This window comes from Aromatoleum evansii, assembly GCF_045689615.1.
Taxonomy (GTDB): Bacteria; Pseudomonadota; Gammaproteobacteria; order Burkholderiales; family Rhodocyclaceae; genus Aromatoleum; species Aromatoleum evansii.
Map to the genome: position 1 here is coordinate 2,147,262 of NZ_CP141259.1, position 15,257 is coordinate 2,162,518.

Annotated in this window: 15 protein-coding genes; 14 read left to right on the top strand and 1 reads right to left on the bottom strand. The window is 66.1% G+C overall.

Going from position 1 to position 15,257, the window contains the following annotated elements:
- The first annotated feature begins 2 nt into the window (after window positions 1-2).
- The 8 genes from U5817_RS10090 to U5817_RS10125 all read left to right on the top strand — a co-directional run bounded on the left by U5817_RS10090 (window position 3) and on the right by U5817_RS10125 (window position 3,988).
- Window positions 3-1,013 (top strand): hypothetical protein, encoded by a 1,011-nt coding sequence (locus U5817_RS10090; RefSeq protein WP_407280618.1) that lies wholly within the window; start codon window positions 3-5, stop codon window positions 1,011-1,013.
- A 4-nt stretch (window positions 1,014-1,017) separates the two neighbouring features.
- Window positions 1,018-1,410 carry a hypothetical protein gene (locus U5817_RS10095; RefSeq protein ID WP_407280619.1) on the top strand — a complete coding sequence of 131 codons (393 nt, stop codon included), beginning with the start codon at window positions 1,018-1,020 and terminating at the stop codon, window positions 1,408-1,410.
- A gap of 12 nt (window positions 1,411-1,422) precedes the next feature.
- Window positions 1,423-2,232, top strand: coding sequence for a hypothetical protein (locus U5817_RS10100; protein ID WP_407280620.1), 810 nt, complete (start codon window positions 1,423-1,425; stop codon window positions 2,230-2,232).
- A gap of 27 nt (window positions 2,233-2,259) precedes the next feature.
- Window positions 2,260-2,589, top strand: a complete 330-nt coding sequence (locus U5817_RS10105) for a hypothetical protein (protein ID WP_407280621.1) — start codon at window positions 2,260-2,262, stop codon at window positions 2,587-2,589.
- Window positions 2,582-3,043, top strand: a complete 462-nt coding sequence (locus U5817_RS10110; protein WP_407280622.1) for a D-Ala-D-Ala carboxypeptidase family metallohydrolase — start codon at window positions 2,582-2,584, stop codon at window positions 3,041-3,043. Before U5817_RS10105 ends, U5817_RS10110 begins: the two co-directional genes overlap by 8 nt.
- Before the next feature lie 10 nt (window positions 3,044-3,053).
- A complete protein-coding gene (locus tag U5817_RS10115) occupies window positions 3,054-3,206 on the top strand; it encodes a hypothetical protein (protein WP_407280623.1) in 153 nt (50 codons plus the stop codon).
- Between the two features lie 3 nt (window positions 3,207-3,209).
- Window positions 3,210-3,518 (top strand): hypothetical protein, encoded by a 309-nt coding sequence (locus U5817_RS10120; protein WP_407280624.1) that lies wholly within the window; start codon window positions 3,210-3,212, stop codon window positions 3,516-3,518.
- A gap of 62 nt (window positions 3,519-3,580) precedes the next feature.
- Complete coding sequence (locus U5817_RS10125) at window positions 3,581-3,988, top strand: hypothetical protein (protein ID WP_407280625.1); 408 nt, start codon at window positions 3,581-3,583, stop codon at window positions 3,986-3,988.
- Window positions 3,989-4,471: 483 nt separating this feature from the next.
- Here U5817_RS10125 and U5817_RS10130 read toward each other — a convergent pair whose 3' ends face one another.
- On the bottom strand, window positions 4,472-5,419 hold the full coding sequence (locus U5817_RS10130) for a LysR substrate-binding domain-containing protein (protein ID WP_407280626.1): 948 nt from the start codon (window positions 5,417-5,419) through the stop codon (window positions 4,472-4,474).
- A 192-nt stretch (window positions 5,420-5,611) separates the two neighbouring features.
- Here U5817_RS10130 and U5817_RS10135 point away from each other — a divergent pair, with 192 nt between their 5' ends.
- The 6 genes from U5817_RS10135 to U5817_RS10160 all read left to right on the top strand — a co-directional run bounded on the left by U5817_RS10135 (window position 5,612) and on the right by U5817_RS10160 (window position 15,067).
- A complete protein-coding gene (locus U5817_RS10135; RefSeq protein WP_407280627.1) occupies window positions 5,612-7,303 on the top strand; it encodes a DUF1302 domain-containing protein in 1,692 nt (563 codons plus the stop codon).
- Window positions 7,304-7,334: 31 nt separating this feature from the next.
- Window positions 7,335-8,687 (top strand): DUF1329 domain-containing protein, encoded by a 1,353-nt coding sequence (locus U5817_RS10140; protein ID WP_407280628.1) that lies wholly within the window; start codon window positions 7,335-7,337, stop codon window positions 8,685-8,687.
- A gap of 84 nt (window positions 8,688-8,771) precedes the next feature.
- The gene (locus U5817_RS10145; RefSeq protein WP_407280629.1) at window positions 8,772-9,884 is read left to right on the top strand and encodes a WD40/YVTN/BNR-like repeat-containing protein; all 1,113 of its coding nucleotides are present in this window, start codon (window positions 8,772-8,774) and stop codon (window positions 9,882-9,884) included.
- Entirely contained in the window at window positions 9,881-12,280 is a 2,400-nt protein-coding gene (locus U5817_RS10150; protein ID WP_407280630.1) for an efflux RND transporter permease subunit, read from the top strand. The genes U5817_RS10145 and U5817_RS10150 overlap by 4 nt, the downstream gene beginning before the upstream one ends.
- 21 nt (window positions 12,281-12,301) lie before the next feature.
- Window positions 12,302-13,327, top strand: a complete 1,026-nt coding sequence (locus U5817_RS10155) for a universal stress protein (protein ID WP_407280631.1) — start codon at window positions 12,302-12,304, stop codon at window positions 13,325-13,327.
- Between the two features lie 60 nt (window positions 13,328-13,387).
- The gene (locus U5817_RS10160; RefSeq protein ID WP_407280632.1) at window positions 13,388-15,067 is read left to right on the top strand and encodes a sigma 54-interacting transcriptional regulator; all 1,680 of its coding nucleotides are present in this window, start codon (window positions 13,388-13,390) and stop codon (window positions 15,065-15,067) included.
- The last annotated feature ends 190 nt before the right edge of the window (window positions 15,068-15,257 follow it).

Sequence of the window (15,257 nt, forward strand, 5' to 3'; positions counted from 1 at the left end):
TCATGGCGCTGCTTTTCATGGATGGGTTCGACCATTACGCGACCGCAGACATTGTAAAGAAGTGGTCTGTTAACAACGGCGCGACAATTGAGGAAGGTACAGGACGCAGGGGGGGGAATGCACTAAAGAGTGCAGCCGGATCAGGGTTTGTATCGAAGACGTTGCCATTTTCTGTCGGCACTCTGATCTGCGGGTTTGCTTTTAGTCCGATCACGGCAGGCTTTAGTGATCGCAACATGTTTGAGCTGATGGACGGCGCGACGCTACATCTCGCTCTGCGACACAATGCGTCGACTGGGATGATTTCAGTCCTGCTTGGATCGACAGTAATAGCAACGACAACCACTTCAATTGCCGTTGCGTCCGGTTATGCCTATGTCGAATTCAAAGCCACCATACACGACACGACTGGCGCCTACGAGCTTCGGATTAACGGTGTTCCTGCGCTCTCCGCGAGTGGTATTGATACTAGAAACGCCGGGAATGCGTCGGTCAATGCAGTGCGTATTGGCAATACCGGAACAAATGGGCACATCTCCCTATTCGACGATTTCTACGCGTGCGACTCGGCAGGGCTGACGAATAACGATTTCCTTGGTGATGTCCGTATCGACACCATCTTCCCGAACGGTGCCGGCACGCATCAGTCCTGGACGCCATCGACGGGCACCGATCACGCAGCGCTCGTCGATGAAACCGCGCCGAACACGACGGATTACCTGACTGGCGGCGCGGCCGGAACGAAAGAGACGCTCGGCCTGCAGGATCTCTCGGTTAATGGCGCCATCCTCGGCATTCAGGTCAATAACGCTGTTTCCAAGACCGATGCCGGCGCCTGCACGATCAAGAACCTGATCAGATCTGGCAGCAGCGAGGCGAGCGGACAGACCTTCGCTCCGTCGACCTCCTACCTCTACAGCTCGTCGATCCACGAGGCGGACCCCGCGACCGGAGCAGCCTGGCTCACCGCGGCGATCAATGCGCTCGAGGCGGGCGCCGAGGTCGTGAGCTGATGCGATGACAGCCGCCCTCCTGACCCAAGCCGCGGTCGAGGTCCTGCGTAGCCCGGACCCGGATCCGCTGCTGTCGCAGATCGCGGTCGAGGTACTGCGCACCGATCCGAAGCTGGCCCGTCTCGATCAGATCGCGGTCGAGGTGCTCAGCCTCAACGTGCCGGAGGATCTGACAACGCCGATCGCAGGCGAGACAACCGTCAGCCTGGCCGGCGTCGCAGACCTAAAGCTCGGCACATCACTGAGCGGCGACGCCAATGTAGCGATCACCGGCACCGCTGACCTCTGGACCGGCACCCACCTCTCCGCCACCGGCCGCATCGACGTAGCCCCGCGCGGCCGTCTCGCGGGCGCCGTTGCTACCCCCGGCACCGGCAACTTCTTCCTGCTTTTCTGAGGCGATCACGACATGAGCCTATCCAACTACACCGAAGCCGCGATCCTCAGCCACCTGCTGCGCGCGACCGCCTGGCCGAAGCCGCTGGCGCTCTACGTCGCGCTTTTCACCGCCGACCCGGGCGAGACCGGCAGCCTCGCGCAGGAGGTCACCGGCGGCAGCTACGCGCGTGTCGCGTGCGGCCCGAGCGATGCGACGTGGAATCTCCCGGTCGGAGGCGACACGACCTTCACCAATGCCGCAGCTGTGACGTTCCCTGCGCCGACAGCAGCATGGGGCGACGTCACGCACTTCGGCATCTGCGACGCCTCGACCGGCGGCATCTGCCTCGCCTCTGGTGCGCTGGATACACCGACCACCATCGGCAGCGGCGCACCGGCCACGAGCTTCGCCGCGGGCGAGCTGCGCCTCGTGTTCAGCGGCCACCTCTCCGACGCCCTCATCGAGGCCATCGGCACGCACCTGCTGCGCACGGGCGAATGGACGGCTCCGGCGGCGATCTTCGCCGGCCTGCTCACCAGCGTCGCCGGCGCGGGCCTCGGCGCAGAAGTCGCGGGCGCCGACTACGTCCGCAAGGCGATCGGCCCGAGCACCGCCGCATGGACCGCGCCGACCGACGAGGGCGGAAGCGGCAACGCCGACTACGTCCAGTGGGCGAGCCCGACGACCGACTGGATCGACGCCGAGAAAGTGATTCTCGCGGACGCGCTGACAGCCGGCAATACGCTGCTGACGATCCCGCTCGCCGCCGTCCGAACTCTGCCGCTCGGCGCGCTGCCGCCGAACTTCCCGCCGGGGGCGCTGAAGGTCGTTGCCAACTGATTCTTTCGCAAAGGGAGCCTCATGATCATGCATCTACTGCTCATCGTCCTGCCGCCGTCGATCGTTGGGGTGGTGGCGATCTTCCTCTGCCTTGCCCCTCGCTCCGGCATGGCCGCAGAGGCAGGGGCGGGGACTGTGCTCACGAAGACCGCCAACACGGCAACGCTGGCCGCGGCCGGCAATGCGATCTATCTCGGGCTCACCGCGAACGAACTAGCGGCGATCGGCGGGCTGATTGTGGCGGTTCTCTCGATGGTGATCGGGCACGCGATCAACGTTTGGTTCAAGTACCAGCACCTGCAGATCGCGCGGGCGAAAGCGGGAATTCCCGCTTTGGATGGTGGCGACGATGAGTAGGACAAAGCTCACGACCCACTTCAGCCTGGAAGAGCTGCTGTTCTCGCAGGAAGCCGCACGGCACTGCCTCGACAACATCCCTGGGGGCTCAGTGCAGATCAACCTTGCGCGGCTCGCCGAGACGCTCGAGCGCATCCGCGCAGCTGTCGGCAATCGCACCGTCACCGTGACGAGCGGCTACCGGTCGCCAGCGCTCAACCAGCGCATCGGTGGGAGTCGCACCAGCGCCCACATGGACGGCCGCGCGGCCGACATCGTCGTGCGCGGCATGACGGCGCTACAGGTCGCACGAGCCATACAGGCTGCGGGCATCGTCCTCGACCAGCTGATCTTCGAAGGATCGTGGGTGCACGTCGGCATCGCCCGAGTCGGGGAGCGGGCGCGCGGCGACGTGCTGACGGCCAAATTTGGGCCGGCCGGGGTGAAGTACGAGCGCGGCATTGTTGCCGCATAGGGAGGCAGCCATGCAACTCAACGTCGTTCCGATCAAACCACAGCAGCCGGCCGTCTCCGACGCCTGTCGCTGGCACGAGGCATTCGAGAGCGTCACGGCCAGCAATCTGCGAATCCTGTGCGCCTGGCAGCGGATGCTGTGGCGCGCTTTCTGGAGGGTATGACCCATGAACAAGATGCTCGCCGCTCTCGCGGCCCTTCGCTACGGCAGCAGCCTGACAGACCCGGCAGTCTGGAAAAACCGGCAGCTGCTCCTGAATGCACTGATGGGACTGCTCGGCGCCGTCGCCTACTTCGTACCGGTGGAGATGAGCCATGACGACCAGAAGGCTGTTGCTGGTGGCCTCGCTGTTGCTGTCGGGCTGCTCAACGCTTACCTCACCGCCGCCACCAGCGCCAAGGTGGGATTGCCGGCCCGGGATTCGTCCGCTGTTCGACCCGACGATTACGATTCAGGACAGGATCACGCTGCGTGACGCCATTGACGGCGCGTCCATCACGGTGATCTGCAGGTACTAGCCCCGCACGGAGGTGAGGCATGAAGAGCATCGACAACGGCTCGGTAGCCGTGACATTCGAATGGGGCGCAGCCACCGTTCGCGCCATCGACCACATCCCGAAAGGCCCGCAGCCACCGTACAAGGCCATCGCACAGATCGTGCGCATGTCCGATACGGTCGCGAAGCTGATCGGCCTGTGCGGCGAGATTTCGCGCGGGCACATGTGGCTTCTGGCGCAGCTACTGCGCGACGAGGGGTTCAAGACGCTCTACGCGACGCGGACGGATGCCCACGTGGTTCCGATGGCGGAGTACCTGACGGCGGGTGATTTCGCCGGGCACTGGCGGCTGGATCTCGCGACGATGCAGGACCGGAGGCGGAAGAAGCGGCAGCCCGTGTCGGATCTGGCGGTCGCCATGGTTCCGGGGCTTGATTCGCACGGGTGACCGTGCAGCGTAGCTTTCGGCGTAAGTGAAAGGATGTGCTAGGCGCAATGCTGCGCCGTTATTGACGTTTGCCCTGCTGCATCATCGGGGTGTGCTCTGCGGTCACCTGTCCGCCTCCCGATTCAGCTGCTGAAATTCTTTTCATTCAATGCCTTGATAATTCTTGATGTCGCCGTTTGCGCGCAATTGCCGTCATTTGTCGCCATCCATTTCCGATCTCCGTCTGATCAAGCGGCTGCCACGGAAACGCAAACCGGTCGGCGTGGATGACAAAGGCGCTATTGTCTTCGAAGACAACCCGGGGGGCGAGCGGTACACCATCCTTGATGCAGCCGCGCCTGCTCCGCCTGGTGTCGGGGTTCGCGTCGCAGCGCGGAAGACATGCATCCTTCGCCGCAAGGAGCGGTGTGGTGAAGTTCTCGCATGCGTGACGGATTTCGAGCCGGGGGCCCTGTGCGGCTTTCCCTCTGGCGCTCCCCATTCTCAGATTCCCGCATCCCAGGCGATTTCCGTTCGGATGCCGGAAGACTGCACGGAAACTTGCGTTTCGCGGTATGCGCGCACGGTCTCCAGAAACTCCGAAAGGATCGGCGACTGGTCGTCCGCGCGGTACAGGCAGCTCAGGTCGATGCGGCAGTTGGGCGGCGTGTCGTGGAGCGGGCGGAAGACCACGCCCGGCAGGGTCAGCGCCGTGACCGATTCCGGCACCAGGCAGATGCCGAAGCCACCCGCCACCAGCGCGACCCCCGTGACGGCATCGCCGACTTCCTGCGACACATGGGGCACGAAGCCGGCTTCCTCGCAGAGCCGCATCACCTTGTCGATGAAATTCGGGCGGACACCGGTCGGGAACAGCACCATGGGATGTTCGGCGAGCATCGGGAAGGACACGGACTCCTCGCGGGCGAGCGGGTGGCTTTCGTTCACGGCCAGCAGCAGCGGCTCGGTCGCGACGAGTTCGGTCGCGAGGTCGGACAGGGGGGCGAGCATGCGGTTGAAGCCGACCGTGATGCGCCGCTGGCGCAGGGCGTCGATCTGTTCCGCCTTGGTCATCGTGTGCAGGACGATCTTGACCTCGGGATGCTCGTTGCGGAAGGCGAGGAGCAGCCGCGGGATCGTGCCGAGGATGCCCGAGCCGAAGATCGCGACGTCCAGCCGTCCGAGTTTTCCCTGACCCGCGCGCTGGGTGCGTTCGGTCGCCTGCTCGACGACGGAGCGGATGTTGCGCGCCTCGTCGAGGAACAGTTCGCCCGCCTGCGTCAGCTCCATGCCGCGCGGCGTGCGGTTGAACAGGCGCACGCCCAGTTCTTCCTCCAGTTGCTGGATCTGGCGCGTGAGCGGCGGCTGCGAGATGTGCAGCCGGGCGGCGGCGCGGCCGATGTTCTCCTCCTCGGCCACGGCGATGAAGTAACGAAGGTGTCTGAGGTCCATGTCTTCCCCGGATGCGTGCGCCGAGCGCGTCGCCGACACGATACCTTGAAGGTATTGTCGTTGCCAATTAATGGTATTGGACGGTAACTCTCGCCCCCGATAACTTCCTGCCTGCACACAAGGCGCATCGCCCACCCCACCGGGCAGGCGTCGCGACAAGAGCCATCAAGGTCATCGTTCACGGAGGAAGACATGGGGATCAAGAAGACCGCGCAGCGCGGCGTCACGGTTGTCCGCAGGAAGCAGGCTGCCACTGCGGTGATCGGTGCGCTCGCGGCCCTTTCGGCGGCACAGGGGGCACTGGCGTTCCAGATCGACAGCGGCAATCCGGACATTCGGATGACGTGGGACAACACGGTCAAGTACAGCGCGGCAGCGCGCCTGCGCGGTGCCGATTCGAGCGTCGCGGACAACTCGCTGGGCGTGCAGGCGAACACCAACGACGGCGACCTCAACTTCGACCGCGGCGTGATCTCGAACCGCATCGACCTGCTCTCGGAGTTCGACTTCCGCTACAAGCGCAACGTCGGTTTCCGCGTCAGCGGCGCCGCCTGGTACGACGAGGTCTACAACCGCCGCAACGACAACCCGGGGGCGCTCGGCGGCGCGCTGGTCAATTCCCGCTCGGCACGTTACGACGAATTCACCGACGACACGCGCGACCTGCACGGCCGCAAGGCCGAATTCCTCGACGCCTTCGTGTGGACCAACCTCACGCCGGGCGACATGAACTTGAACCTCAAGGCCGGCCGCTTCACCCAGCTCTACGGCGAGAGTCTGTTCTTCGGCAGCAACGGCATCGCTGCCGCGCAGACTTCGCTCGACCTGATCAAGGCGCTGTCGGTGCCGAACTCGCAGTTCAAGGAGATCCTCCGTCCGATCGGGCAGGTCGCCGCGCAGTTGCAGATCAGCCCGAGCTTCTCCATCGGTGCCTACTACCAGGCCGAATGGCGCAAGACGCGCCTTCCCGCGGCGGGCTCCTACTTCAGCTTCGCGGACTTCGTCGACGAGGGCGGCGAGACCGTGATCCTCGGGCCGGGCGTGTTCACGCACCGCGGCAAGGACATCGACGCGAAAGACTCGGGGCAGGGCGGCCTGCAGCTCAAGTTCAAGGCCGGCGACACCGAGTACGGCGTGTATGCCGCGCAATGGCACGACAAGATGCCGCAGTTCTACCTGCGCCCGGGCGTCAATCCGCGCAACGGCAGCATCGGCGATTACGTACAGGTGTTCGCGGAAAACATCCGCGCGATCGGCGGAAGCTTCAGCACGCTGGTCGGCGAGACCAACGTCGCCGGCGAGCTCTCCTTCCGCGACAACATGCCGCTCGTCGCCAGCGGCAACACCGTGATCCTGCCGGGCAACACGACGGCCGACGGCGACAGCAATGCCGCTTTCCCCGTGGGCCGCACGCTGCACCTGAACCTCTCGGCGATCAGCGTGCTGGCGGGCAACGAGATGTGGGACGGCGCCTCCTTCATCGGCGAATTCGCGTTCAACCGCCGCCTGAAGATCACCGACAACGCCAGCCAGCTCGATCCGCGTGCCACGCGCGACGCCACGGCGCTCCAGTTCATCTTCCAGCCCGAGTATTTCCAGGTGCTGCCCGGCCTCGACCTGCAGGTGCCGATCGGCGTGAGCTACGGACTGAGCGGACGCTCGTCGGTGAACGGCGCGCTGTTCCCGGCCGAGCATGGCGGCAACATCAGCATCGGCGTGAAGGGCGAGTACCAGAAGACCTGGCAGGCCAGCATCAACTACACCCACTACATCGGCTCGCCCGGCTCGGTCATCCGCTACAACACCGCCGTGCCCCAGCTCTCGTACGACAACTTCCACGGCGACCGCGACTTCGTCTCGCTGTCGATCCAGCGGACGTTCTGATTCCCGGCATTCATAAAACGAGGAGACGACCATGCACAAACAACTCATTCTTTCGGCTGCCCTTGCAGCAGCGCTGCTCGGCACCCAGGGTGCGTACGCGGCGGTGAGCGCCGACGAGGCGGCGAAGCTCAAGAACACGCTCACGCCGCTCGGCGCGGAGAAGGCCGGCAACAAGGACGGCAGCATCCCGTCGTGGGAGGGCGGCCAGACCAAGCCGCTGTCCGGCAAGAAGATGGGCGACATCCCGCTTGAGATCTTCGCCGGCGAGAAGCCCGCGTTCCAGGTCAATGCGAAGAACATGGCCCAGTACGACGCGCTGCTCTCGGAAGGCACCAAGACGCTGCTGCAGAAGTACCCGGAGAGCTTCCGGCTCGACGTCTATCCGACCCACCGCACGGCCGCCGCGCCGCAGAAGGTGTATGACAACGTCGCCAGGAACGCGACCCGATGCAAGTTGAAGGATGGCGGCTACTCGATCGAGGGCTGCATCGGCGGCACGCCCTTCCCGATTCCGAAGGAAGGCGTCGAGGTGATGTGGAACTACCTGATGCGCGTCGAGGCGCCGTCGATCGAGTACCGCTTCAAGAACATCGTCGGCAACGCGGACGGCACGCACACGCTGGCGACGCGCAACGAGATTGCGTTCCAGTACCCGCAGTACTATGACGACGCCACGCCGGAGAGCTGGTCGGGCGAGTACGCGATGTTCCGCTTCAACACGCTGGAGCCTCCGTTCAAGGCCGGCGAGTCGCTGGTGATCCGCGACAGCGTGGACCAGAAGAACGCGCGCCAGGCCTGGCAATACCTCGTCGGCCAGCGCCGAGTGCGCCGCGCGCCGACCGTCTCCTACGACACGCCGGACTTCGTCGCCTCGGGGGCGAACTACTTCGACGAAGTGCAGGGCTTCTTCGGCTCGCTCGACCGCTTCCAGTGGAAGCTCGTCGGCAAGCAGGAGCTGCTGATCCCGTACAACAACAACGGCCTCATCGGCGCCAAGCTCGAAGACGCGATCGCCAAGCACCACCTGAACCCGGACCAGGTGCGCTGGGAGCGTCACCGCGTGTGGGTCGTCGAGGCCACCGTCGCGCCGGGCAAGCGCCATGCCGTGCCCAAGCGCCGCTACTACCTCGACGAGGACACCTGGCTGATCGCGCTGGTCGATGGCTATGACGCCGAAGGCAAGCTGTGGCGCACCACCCAGGTCACGCCCTTCGTCGTCCCGTCGGTGCCGGCGACGCTGATGAAGACCGCGACCGTGTTCAACCTGCAGGCCGGCACGATGAGCGTGATCCAGGCGCTCAACGGTGAGGACTTCAAGGTCGTGCCGCGCAAGCAGGAAACCTACTTCACCGGTGACGCCGTCGCTGCCGAAGGCGTGCGCTGACGCCTGTCCGGTTGCGGACCCGATCCCGGTTTCTCCTCCCGCCGGGGTCGGGTTCCGCTTTCCCTGTCTTCGATCCGAGTCCCGATGATGCGCCCACTTCTTTCGTCCAGCCGCAGCGTGGTGCCTGCCACCGCGCTCCTCGCGGCCGCGCTGACTTTCACCGTGCCCGCGGCCTCGGCCCCGGTGGCCGACCTGCTCGAGCTGCCGGCGGCCGTGAATGCCCGCGCGGTCCGCTCCCTGCAACTCGCGGTGACGCGCGCCGGCGAACGCCTCGTTGCGGTCGGCGAGCGCGGCACCGTGCTGCTGTCCGACGATCACGGCCGCAGCTGGCGGCAGGCAACGCGCGTGCCCGTCAGCGTCGCCCTGACCGACGTCCATTTCCCCACGCCGCAGCTCGGCTGGGCGGTGGGGCACAGCGGTGTCGTGCTGCACACGGCCGACGGCGGCGAAAGCTGGCAGCGCCAGCTCGACGGCAAGCTGGCGGCGCAACTCGTCCTCGACGACGCGCAGGCGCAGGCCGGAGAGGGCGCACAGGCGGCACGCCGCGTGCGCGAGGCCGAATCGCTCGTCGCCGACGGCCCGGACAAGCCCTTCCTCGGCGTGCACTTCGTCGACGCTCAACGGGGCTGGGTCGTCGGCGCCTACGGCCTCGCGCTCGGCACCACCGACGGCGGCAAGAGCTGGCACTCGCTGATGGGGCGCATTCCGAACCAGCGCGGCAAACACCTCTACCAGGTGCGCGGCGACGGCGATCTGCTGCTGGTGTCGGGCGAGCAGGGCGCGCTGTTCCGCTCCACGGACGGCGGCGCGAGCTTCGTCGAAGTGCGCACTCCGTATGCAGGCACCTACTTCGGCATCCTGCGCACGCGCGCCGAGACCCTGATGGCGTTCGGCCTGCGCGGCAACGCGTGGCGCAGCACGGACGCCGGCGCGAGCTGGGAACGGGTCGACACCGGCCAGCCGGTCACGATCGCAGCCGGGCATCCGCTCAAGGACGGCTCCCTGCTGCTGGGCGACGAGAGCGGCCGCCTGCTGCGCAGCACCGACGACGGCCACAGCCTGTCCGCGCTCGCCGTGCCACCCGCCGGCGGCCTGACCGGCTTCGTGCAGGCCGCCGATGGTGCCCTGATCCTCTCCGGTCCACGTGGCCTGACCCGCGTCGAGCCGGACCTCCTTGTTTCGGAACTGAAAAAATGAGCCACGCGCACGCCCTGCCAGCTGGCGCCGTCGTCGCCGACGTTGCCGCCTTCGACTCCCGCTCGGGTTCGCTCGGCGAACGCCTGCTGTTCAACAACCGCCTCGTGATCGTCCTGCTGTGCCTCGCCGCGACCCTCGTCCTCGGCTTCCAGGCGCGCGGGCTGTCGCTGAACGCGGCCTTCGAGAAGATGATCCCGACCGGTCATCCCTACATCGCGAACTTCCTCGAGAACCGCAAACAGCTCGCCGGCATGGGCAACACGCTGCGCATCGCCGTGGAAGCGAAGGACGGCACGATCTTCGACCCCGACTACCTCGACGCCGTGCGCAAGATCAACGACGAGCTCTTCCTGCTGCCCGGCGTCGATCGGCCGTACATGAAGTCGCTGTGGACCCCGGCGGTGCGCTGGACCGGCGTGACGGAGGAGGGACTCGACGGCGGCCCGGTGATCCCGGACGACTACGACGCTTCGCCCGACAGCCTCGAACAGGTGCGGCTCAACGTCGAACGCTCCGGCGAGATCGGCCAGCTCGTTGCCGCGAACTACAAGTCGAGCATCGTGCTCGTGCCGCTGCAGGACAAGGTCGCCGAGACCGGCGAGCGCATCGACTACGCGAAGCTGTCGGCGCGCATCGAGGAGCTGCGCGCCAAGTACGAGAGCGACCGCGTCGGCATCCACGTCACCGGCTTCGCGAAGGTCGTCGGCGACCTCATCGCCGGCCTGCAACAGGTGATCATCTTCTTCGCCATCGCGATCGGCATCTGCACCGCGGTGCTCTACTGGTATACGCGCTGCCTGCGCAGCACGCTGCTAGTCGTGCTGTGCTCGATGGTCGCGGTCGTATGGCTGCTCGGCCTGCTGCCGACGCTCGGCTACGAGCTCGACCCGTACTCAGTGCTGGTGCCCTTCCTCGTCTTCGCCATCAGCATGAGCCACGGTGCGCAGAAGATGAACGGCATCATGCAGGACATCGGCCGCGGCACGCACAAGCTGGTCGCCGCGCGCTACACCTTCCGCCGCCTCTTCCTCGCAGGCGTCACCGCGCTGCTGGCCGACGCCGTCGGCTTCGCGGTGCTGATGGTGATCGACATCCAGGTCATCCAGGATCTCGCCGTTACCGCGAGCATCGGCGTCGCCGTGCTGATCTTCACCAACCTCGTGCTGCTGCCGATCCTGCTGTCGTACACCGGCGTCAGCCCCGTGGCCGCCGAGCGCAGCCTGCGCGCGGAGACGATGGAAGCGAACGATGCGGGGCACGGCAAGCATCCGTTCTGGGCCTTCCTCGACCTCTTCACCCAGCGCAAATGGGCGAGCATCGCCGTCGCGGCGGGCGTCGTCATGGGCCTCGCGGGGCTCGCGATCAGCTTCCAGCTCAAGATCGGCGACACCGCGCCGGGAGCGCCGGAGCTGCGCGCCGATTCGCGCTACAACCGGGACAACGCCTTCATGGTCGCCAACTACGCCGCGAGCAGCGACGTGTACATCGTGATGGTGAAGACGCCGCAATACGCCTGCGCGCACTACGACACCCTGATGTCGGTCGATGCGCTCGAACGCGAGCTGCAGCAACTGCCCGGCGTCGAGGCGACGAGCTCGCTCGCGGGCCTCGCCAAGGTGTCGCACGCGGGCATGAACGAAGGCAGCCTCAAGTGGTTCGAGGTGCCGCGCTCGCAGGACATGCTCAACGCCATCATCACCCGCGCGCCGCGCGAACTCTTCAACCAGAACTGCGACCTGACGACCGTCTACGTGTATCTCAAGGACCACAAGGCCGACACGCTGACCAGCGTCGTGCAGGCGGTCGAGGCCTTCGCCGCCAATCACGGCAGCGAGGAGATCCGCTTCCTCAACGCCGCGGGCAACGCCGGCATCGAGGCGGCGACCAACATCGTCGTGAAGAAGGCCAACGTCGAGATGCTGTTCCTCGTCTATGGTGCGGTCATCATCCTCGCCTTCGTCACCTTCCGCTCGTGGCGCGCGGTGATCTGCGCGGTGCTGCCGCTGATGCTGACCTCGGTGCTGTGCGAGGCGCTGATGGTCGGGCTCAATATCGGCGTCAAGGTCGCGACGCTGCCGGTGATTGCGCTGGGGGTGGGCATCGGCGTCGACTACGCGCTCTACGTCATGACCGTCACGCTCGCCCAGCTCAAGAACGGCATGAGCCTGTCGGAGGCGTACTACAAGGCGCTGCTCTTCACCGGCAAGGTCGTCGTGCTCACCGGCATCACCCTCGGCATCGCGGTCGCCATCTGGGCCTTCTCGCCGATCAAGTTCCAGGCCGACATGGGCATCCTGCTCGCCTTCATGTTCGTGTGGAACATGCTGGGCGCGCTGATCCTGCTCCCTGCGCTGGGCCATTTCCTGCTGCGTCCGAAGAAGACGGTCGCGGTCTGACGAGATTCGGAGAGATACAACATGTACCGTCATCTGCTGGTGCCGCTCGACGGCTCGGAGCTCGCGACCAACCTGGTCACCCAGGCCGTCGATTTCGCCCGATCGCTCGGCGCGCGCATCACCTTCTTCACCGCCCGCGACGACCTCGGCGGGACCGACGAGGGCGCGCTGCTGCGCACCCTCGCGCCGCAGGACTTCGCCGAGCAGGCCGCGGGCGACGCCAACGCCATCCTCGCCAAGGCGCGCTCGGCCGCGGGGCAGCACGACCTGCCATGCGACACGGTCGTACGCACCGGCCGCCGGCCGTGGGAGCTGATCCTGCAGGTCGCCGAAGAGCGCGGCTGCGACCTCATCTTCATGGCTTCGCACTGCTTGCGCGGCCTGCGCACGCTGGTGCCCGGATCGCAGACGCAGAAGGTGCTCGCGCACGCCCGCCTGCCGGTCCTCGTCGCCACCGTCGAACGCAACGCCGCGGACGACGCGGCGACGGCGGCGATCGGCATCATCCGCGACGAACACCGCTCCATCGCGTCCGTGCTGACGGGCCTGCGCGCCGCGATGCGGCAGGCGAGCGAACGCGGCGAAGCGCCCGACCTCGACTTCATCGCCGGACTGCTGCGGTACATGAAGGCCTTCCCCGAAGTCCTGCATCACCCGAAGGAGGATCAGTTCCTGTTCGCGAAGCTCGCCGCACGCACCCACGAGGCCGACGACGTGCTCGCCGCCCTGCGCCGCGAGCACGAAGCGGGTGCCGCGCAGATCGCCGCCGTCGAGGCCGCGGTGGAACGCTGCCGGCAGCACGCCGAACACGTCGGCGAACTCGCGCAGGTCATCGACGCCTTCGTCGAGGCGCAGTGGCGGCACCTGAACACCGAGGAGGAGCAGATCCTGCCCGCCGCGCGCCGGCACCTCGCCGACGAGGACTGGCGGATGATCGAGCGCGCCTTCCGCGACAACGGCGACTTCCGCGTGGGCGGCGAATACGACGAAAGTCTCAGGAAACTCTTCGCCAGACTGATGAACGTGACCGCTTCGAGCGATAATTAGACGTCAATCAATACAAGTAGGGCGCCGCACGTACGGCCCCCGGCGAGGAGAGATAGCCGGATGCACGAGAAGCTGATCGAGCAGTTCAACCTGCGCTCGCGGCTGCGGTTCAATGTCGACAGCGGCCACATCTGGCTCGGCGAGAACCGCATGCTGATGTTCCATGCGCAGGCCTTCGGCGCGCTGCGCAAGGAACTCTTCGATACGCTCGGCGCGAAACGGGCGAAGGGGCTGCTGCTGCGCATGGGCTTCGCCTCCGGCCGTCACGACGCCGAACTCGCCGGCAAACTCTCGAACCAGCTCAACGCCTACGACGCCTTCCAGATCGGCCCCGAACTGCACGCCTTCGAAGGGCTCGTCAAACCCACCATCCTCGACGCCAAAATCGACTGGGAGCGGGGCACCTTCTACGGCGAGGTCTTGTGGGAGAACTCCTGGGAGGCCGAATCGCATATCCAGCACTTCGGCGTCGGTGACGACGTCGCCTGCTGGAGCCTCGTCGGCTACGCATCCGGCTATTCGAGCTACTTCCTCAAGCGGTTCATCGTCTTCCGCGAAGTCGAATGCACCGGCAAGGGCGACCCGCGCTGCCTCATCGTCGGCAAGCCCGCCGAGGACTGGAAGTTCGACGACGACTACCTCGACTACTTCCGGCCCGACAACGTCGAATGCAAGCTGCGCCAGCTGCAGGAAGACGTGCGCCAGCTCAAGGCCACGCTGTCCGCGCAACAGGGGCCGGGCGGCCAGCTCGTCGGCAACTCCCCGGCCTTCCGCGGCGCCTTCGACCTCGTCAACAAGGCCGCCAAGAGCCCGATCAGCGTGCTCCTGCTCGGCGAGACCGGTGCCGGCAAGGAGATGTTTGCGCGCTGGCTGCACGACCACAGCGAGCGCGCCGACCAGCCCTTCGTCGCCATCAACTGCGCCGCGATCCCGCACGACCTGATCGAATCCGAACTCTTCGGCGTGCAGAAGGGCGCCTACACCGGCGCCCAGCATTCCCGCCCCGGCCGCTTCGAGCGCGCGAACGGCGGCACGCTGTTCCTCGACGAGGTCGGCGACCTGTCACCTGCCGCCCAGGTCAAGCTCCTGCGCGTGCTGCAGACCGGCGAGATCGAACGCCTCGGCGACGACCAGACGCGCAAGGTTAACGTGCGCCTCGTCGCGGCGACCAACGTCAACCTCCAGCAGGCCATCGCCGAAGGCCGCTTCCGCGCCGACCTTTACTACCGCCTCGCGACCTATCCGGTCACCATCCCGCCGCTGCGCGAGCGCAAGGCGGACATTCCGCTGCTCGCGACTGCGCTGGTCGACAAGATCGCCCCTACGTACCACAAGAAAATCGAAGGCATCACCGACCGCGCGATGCAGGCGCTGCTCGCGCACGACTGGCCGGGAAACGTGCGCGAACTGGAAAACCTGATCGAACGCGGCGTGCTGCTCGCCGAGCCCGGCGGCCAGATCGAGCTCGAACACCTCTTCGCCGCCGGCGCTCCGGGCAACCAGCCCGGCGCCGAAATCGGGCGCGAGGGCTTCGTCGCCGACATCGTCGAATCGAACCGCGGGCGCCTGTACGAGGCCCTGCTCGACGAAGGCTTCGACCTCGACGCCCACGAGCGCCGCCTCGTCGAACTCGCCGTCCGCCGCGCGAACGGCAACCTGACGCATGCGGCGCGCTTGCTCGGGATTACGCGGCGGCAGCTTGCGTATCGGTTGAAGCAGGATGCCAACGCGGCTGAGTAGTTGCGGAAATCCGCCGCCCGGCGCGCAGTACCGTCGAACGGCAGGTCCCCCGATTCGCGGAATTGGTGGTATCGACCCCCTGCTGCCGATCAGTCCCTCAACGACTCGAGGTCAGCCTCTCGAGTGGAGTTGTCGCTGCCGGTTGGACATCCATTGCATAGGTGCGTGAACTTCAGTGCGACCGAAATTC

Coding starts and splice junctions, on each gene's coding strand:
- U5817_RS10090 (WP_407280618.1), top strand. CDS start 3: ATGGCGCTGCTTTTCATGGATGGGTTCGACCATTACGCGACCGCAGAC.
- U5817_RS10095 (WP_407280619.1), top strand. CDS start 1,018: ATGACAGCCGCCCTCCTGACCCAAGCCGCGGTCGAGGTCCTGCGTAGC.
- U5817_RS10100 (WP_407280620.1), top strand. CDS start 1,423: ATGAGCCTATCCAACTACACCGAAGCCGCGATCCTCAGCCACCTGCTG.
- U5817_RS10105 (WP_407280621.1), top strand. CDS start 2,260: ATGCATCTACTGCTCATCGTCCTGCCGCCGTCGATCGTTGGGGTGGTG.
- U5817_RS10110 (WP_407280622.1), top strand. CDS start 2,582: ATGAGTAGGACAAAGCTCACGACCCACTTCAGCCTGGAAGAGCTGCTG.
- U5817_RS10115 (WP_407280623.1), top strand. CDS start 3,054: ATGCAACTCAACGTCGTTCCGATCAAACCACAGCAGCCGGCCGTCTCC.
- U5817_RS10120 (WP_407280624.1), top strand. CDS start 3,210: ATGAACAAGATGCTCGCCGCTCTCGCGGCCCTTCGCTACGGCAGCAGC.
- U5817_RS10125 (WP_407280625.1), top strand. CDS start 3,581: ATGAAGAGCATCGACAACGGCTCGGTAGCCGTGACATTCGAATGGGGC.
- U5817_RS10130 (WP_407280626.1), bottom strand. CDS start 5,419: ATGGACCTCAGACACCTTCGTTACTTCATCGCCGTGGCCGAGGAGGAG.
- U5817_RS10135 (WP_407280627.1), top strand. CDS start 5,612: ATGGGGATCAAGAAGACCGCGCAGCGCGGCGTCACGGTTGTCCGCAGG.
- U5817_RS10140 (WP_407280628.1), top strand. CDS start 7,335: ATGCACAAACAACTCATTCTTTCGGCTGCCCTTGCAGCAGCGCTGCTC.
- U5817_RS10145 (WP_407280629.1), top strand. CDS start 8,772: ATGATGCGCCCACTTCTTTCGTCCAGCCGCAGCGTGGTGCCTGCCACC.
- U5817_RS10150 (WP_407280630.1), top strand. CDS start 9,881: ATGAGCCACGCGCACGCCCTGCCAGCTGGCGCCGTCGTCGCCGACGTT.
- U5817_RS10155 (WP_407280631.1), top strand. CDS start 12,302: ATGTACCGTCATCTGCTGGTGCCGCTCGACGGCTCGGAGCTCGCGACC.
- U5817_RS10160 (WP_407280632.1), top strand. CDS start 13,388: ATGCACGAGAAGCTGATCGAGCAGTTCAACCTGCGCTCGCGGCTGCGG.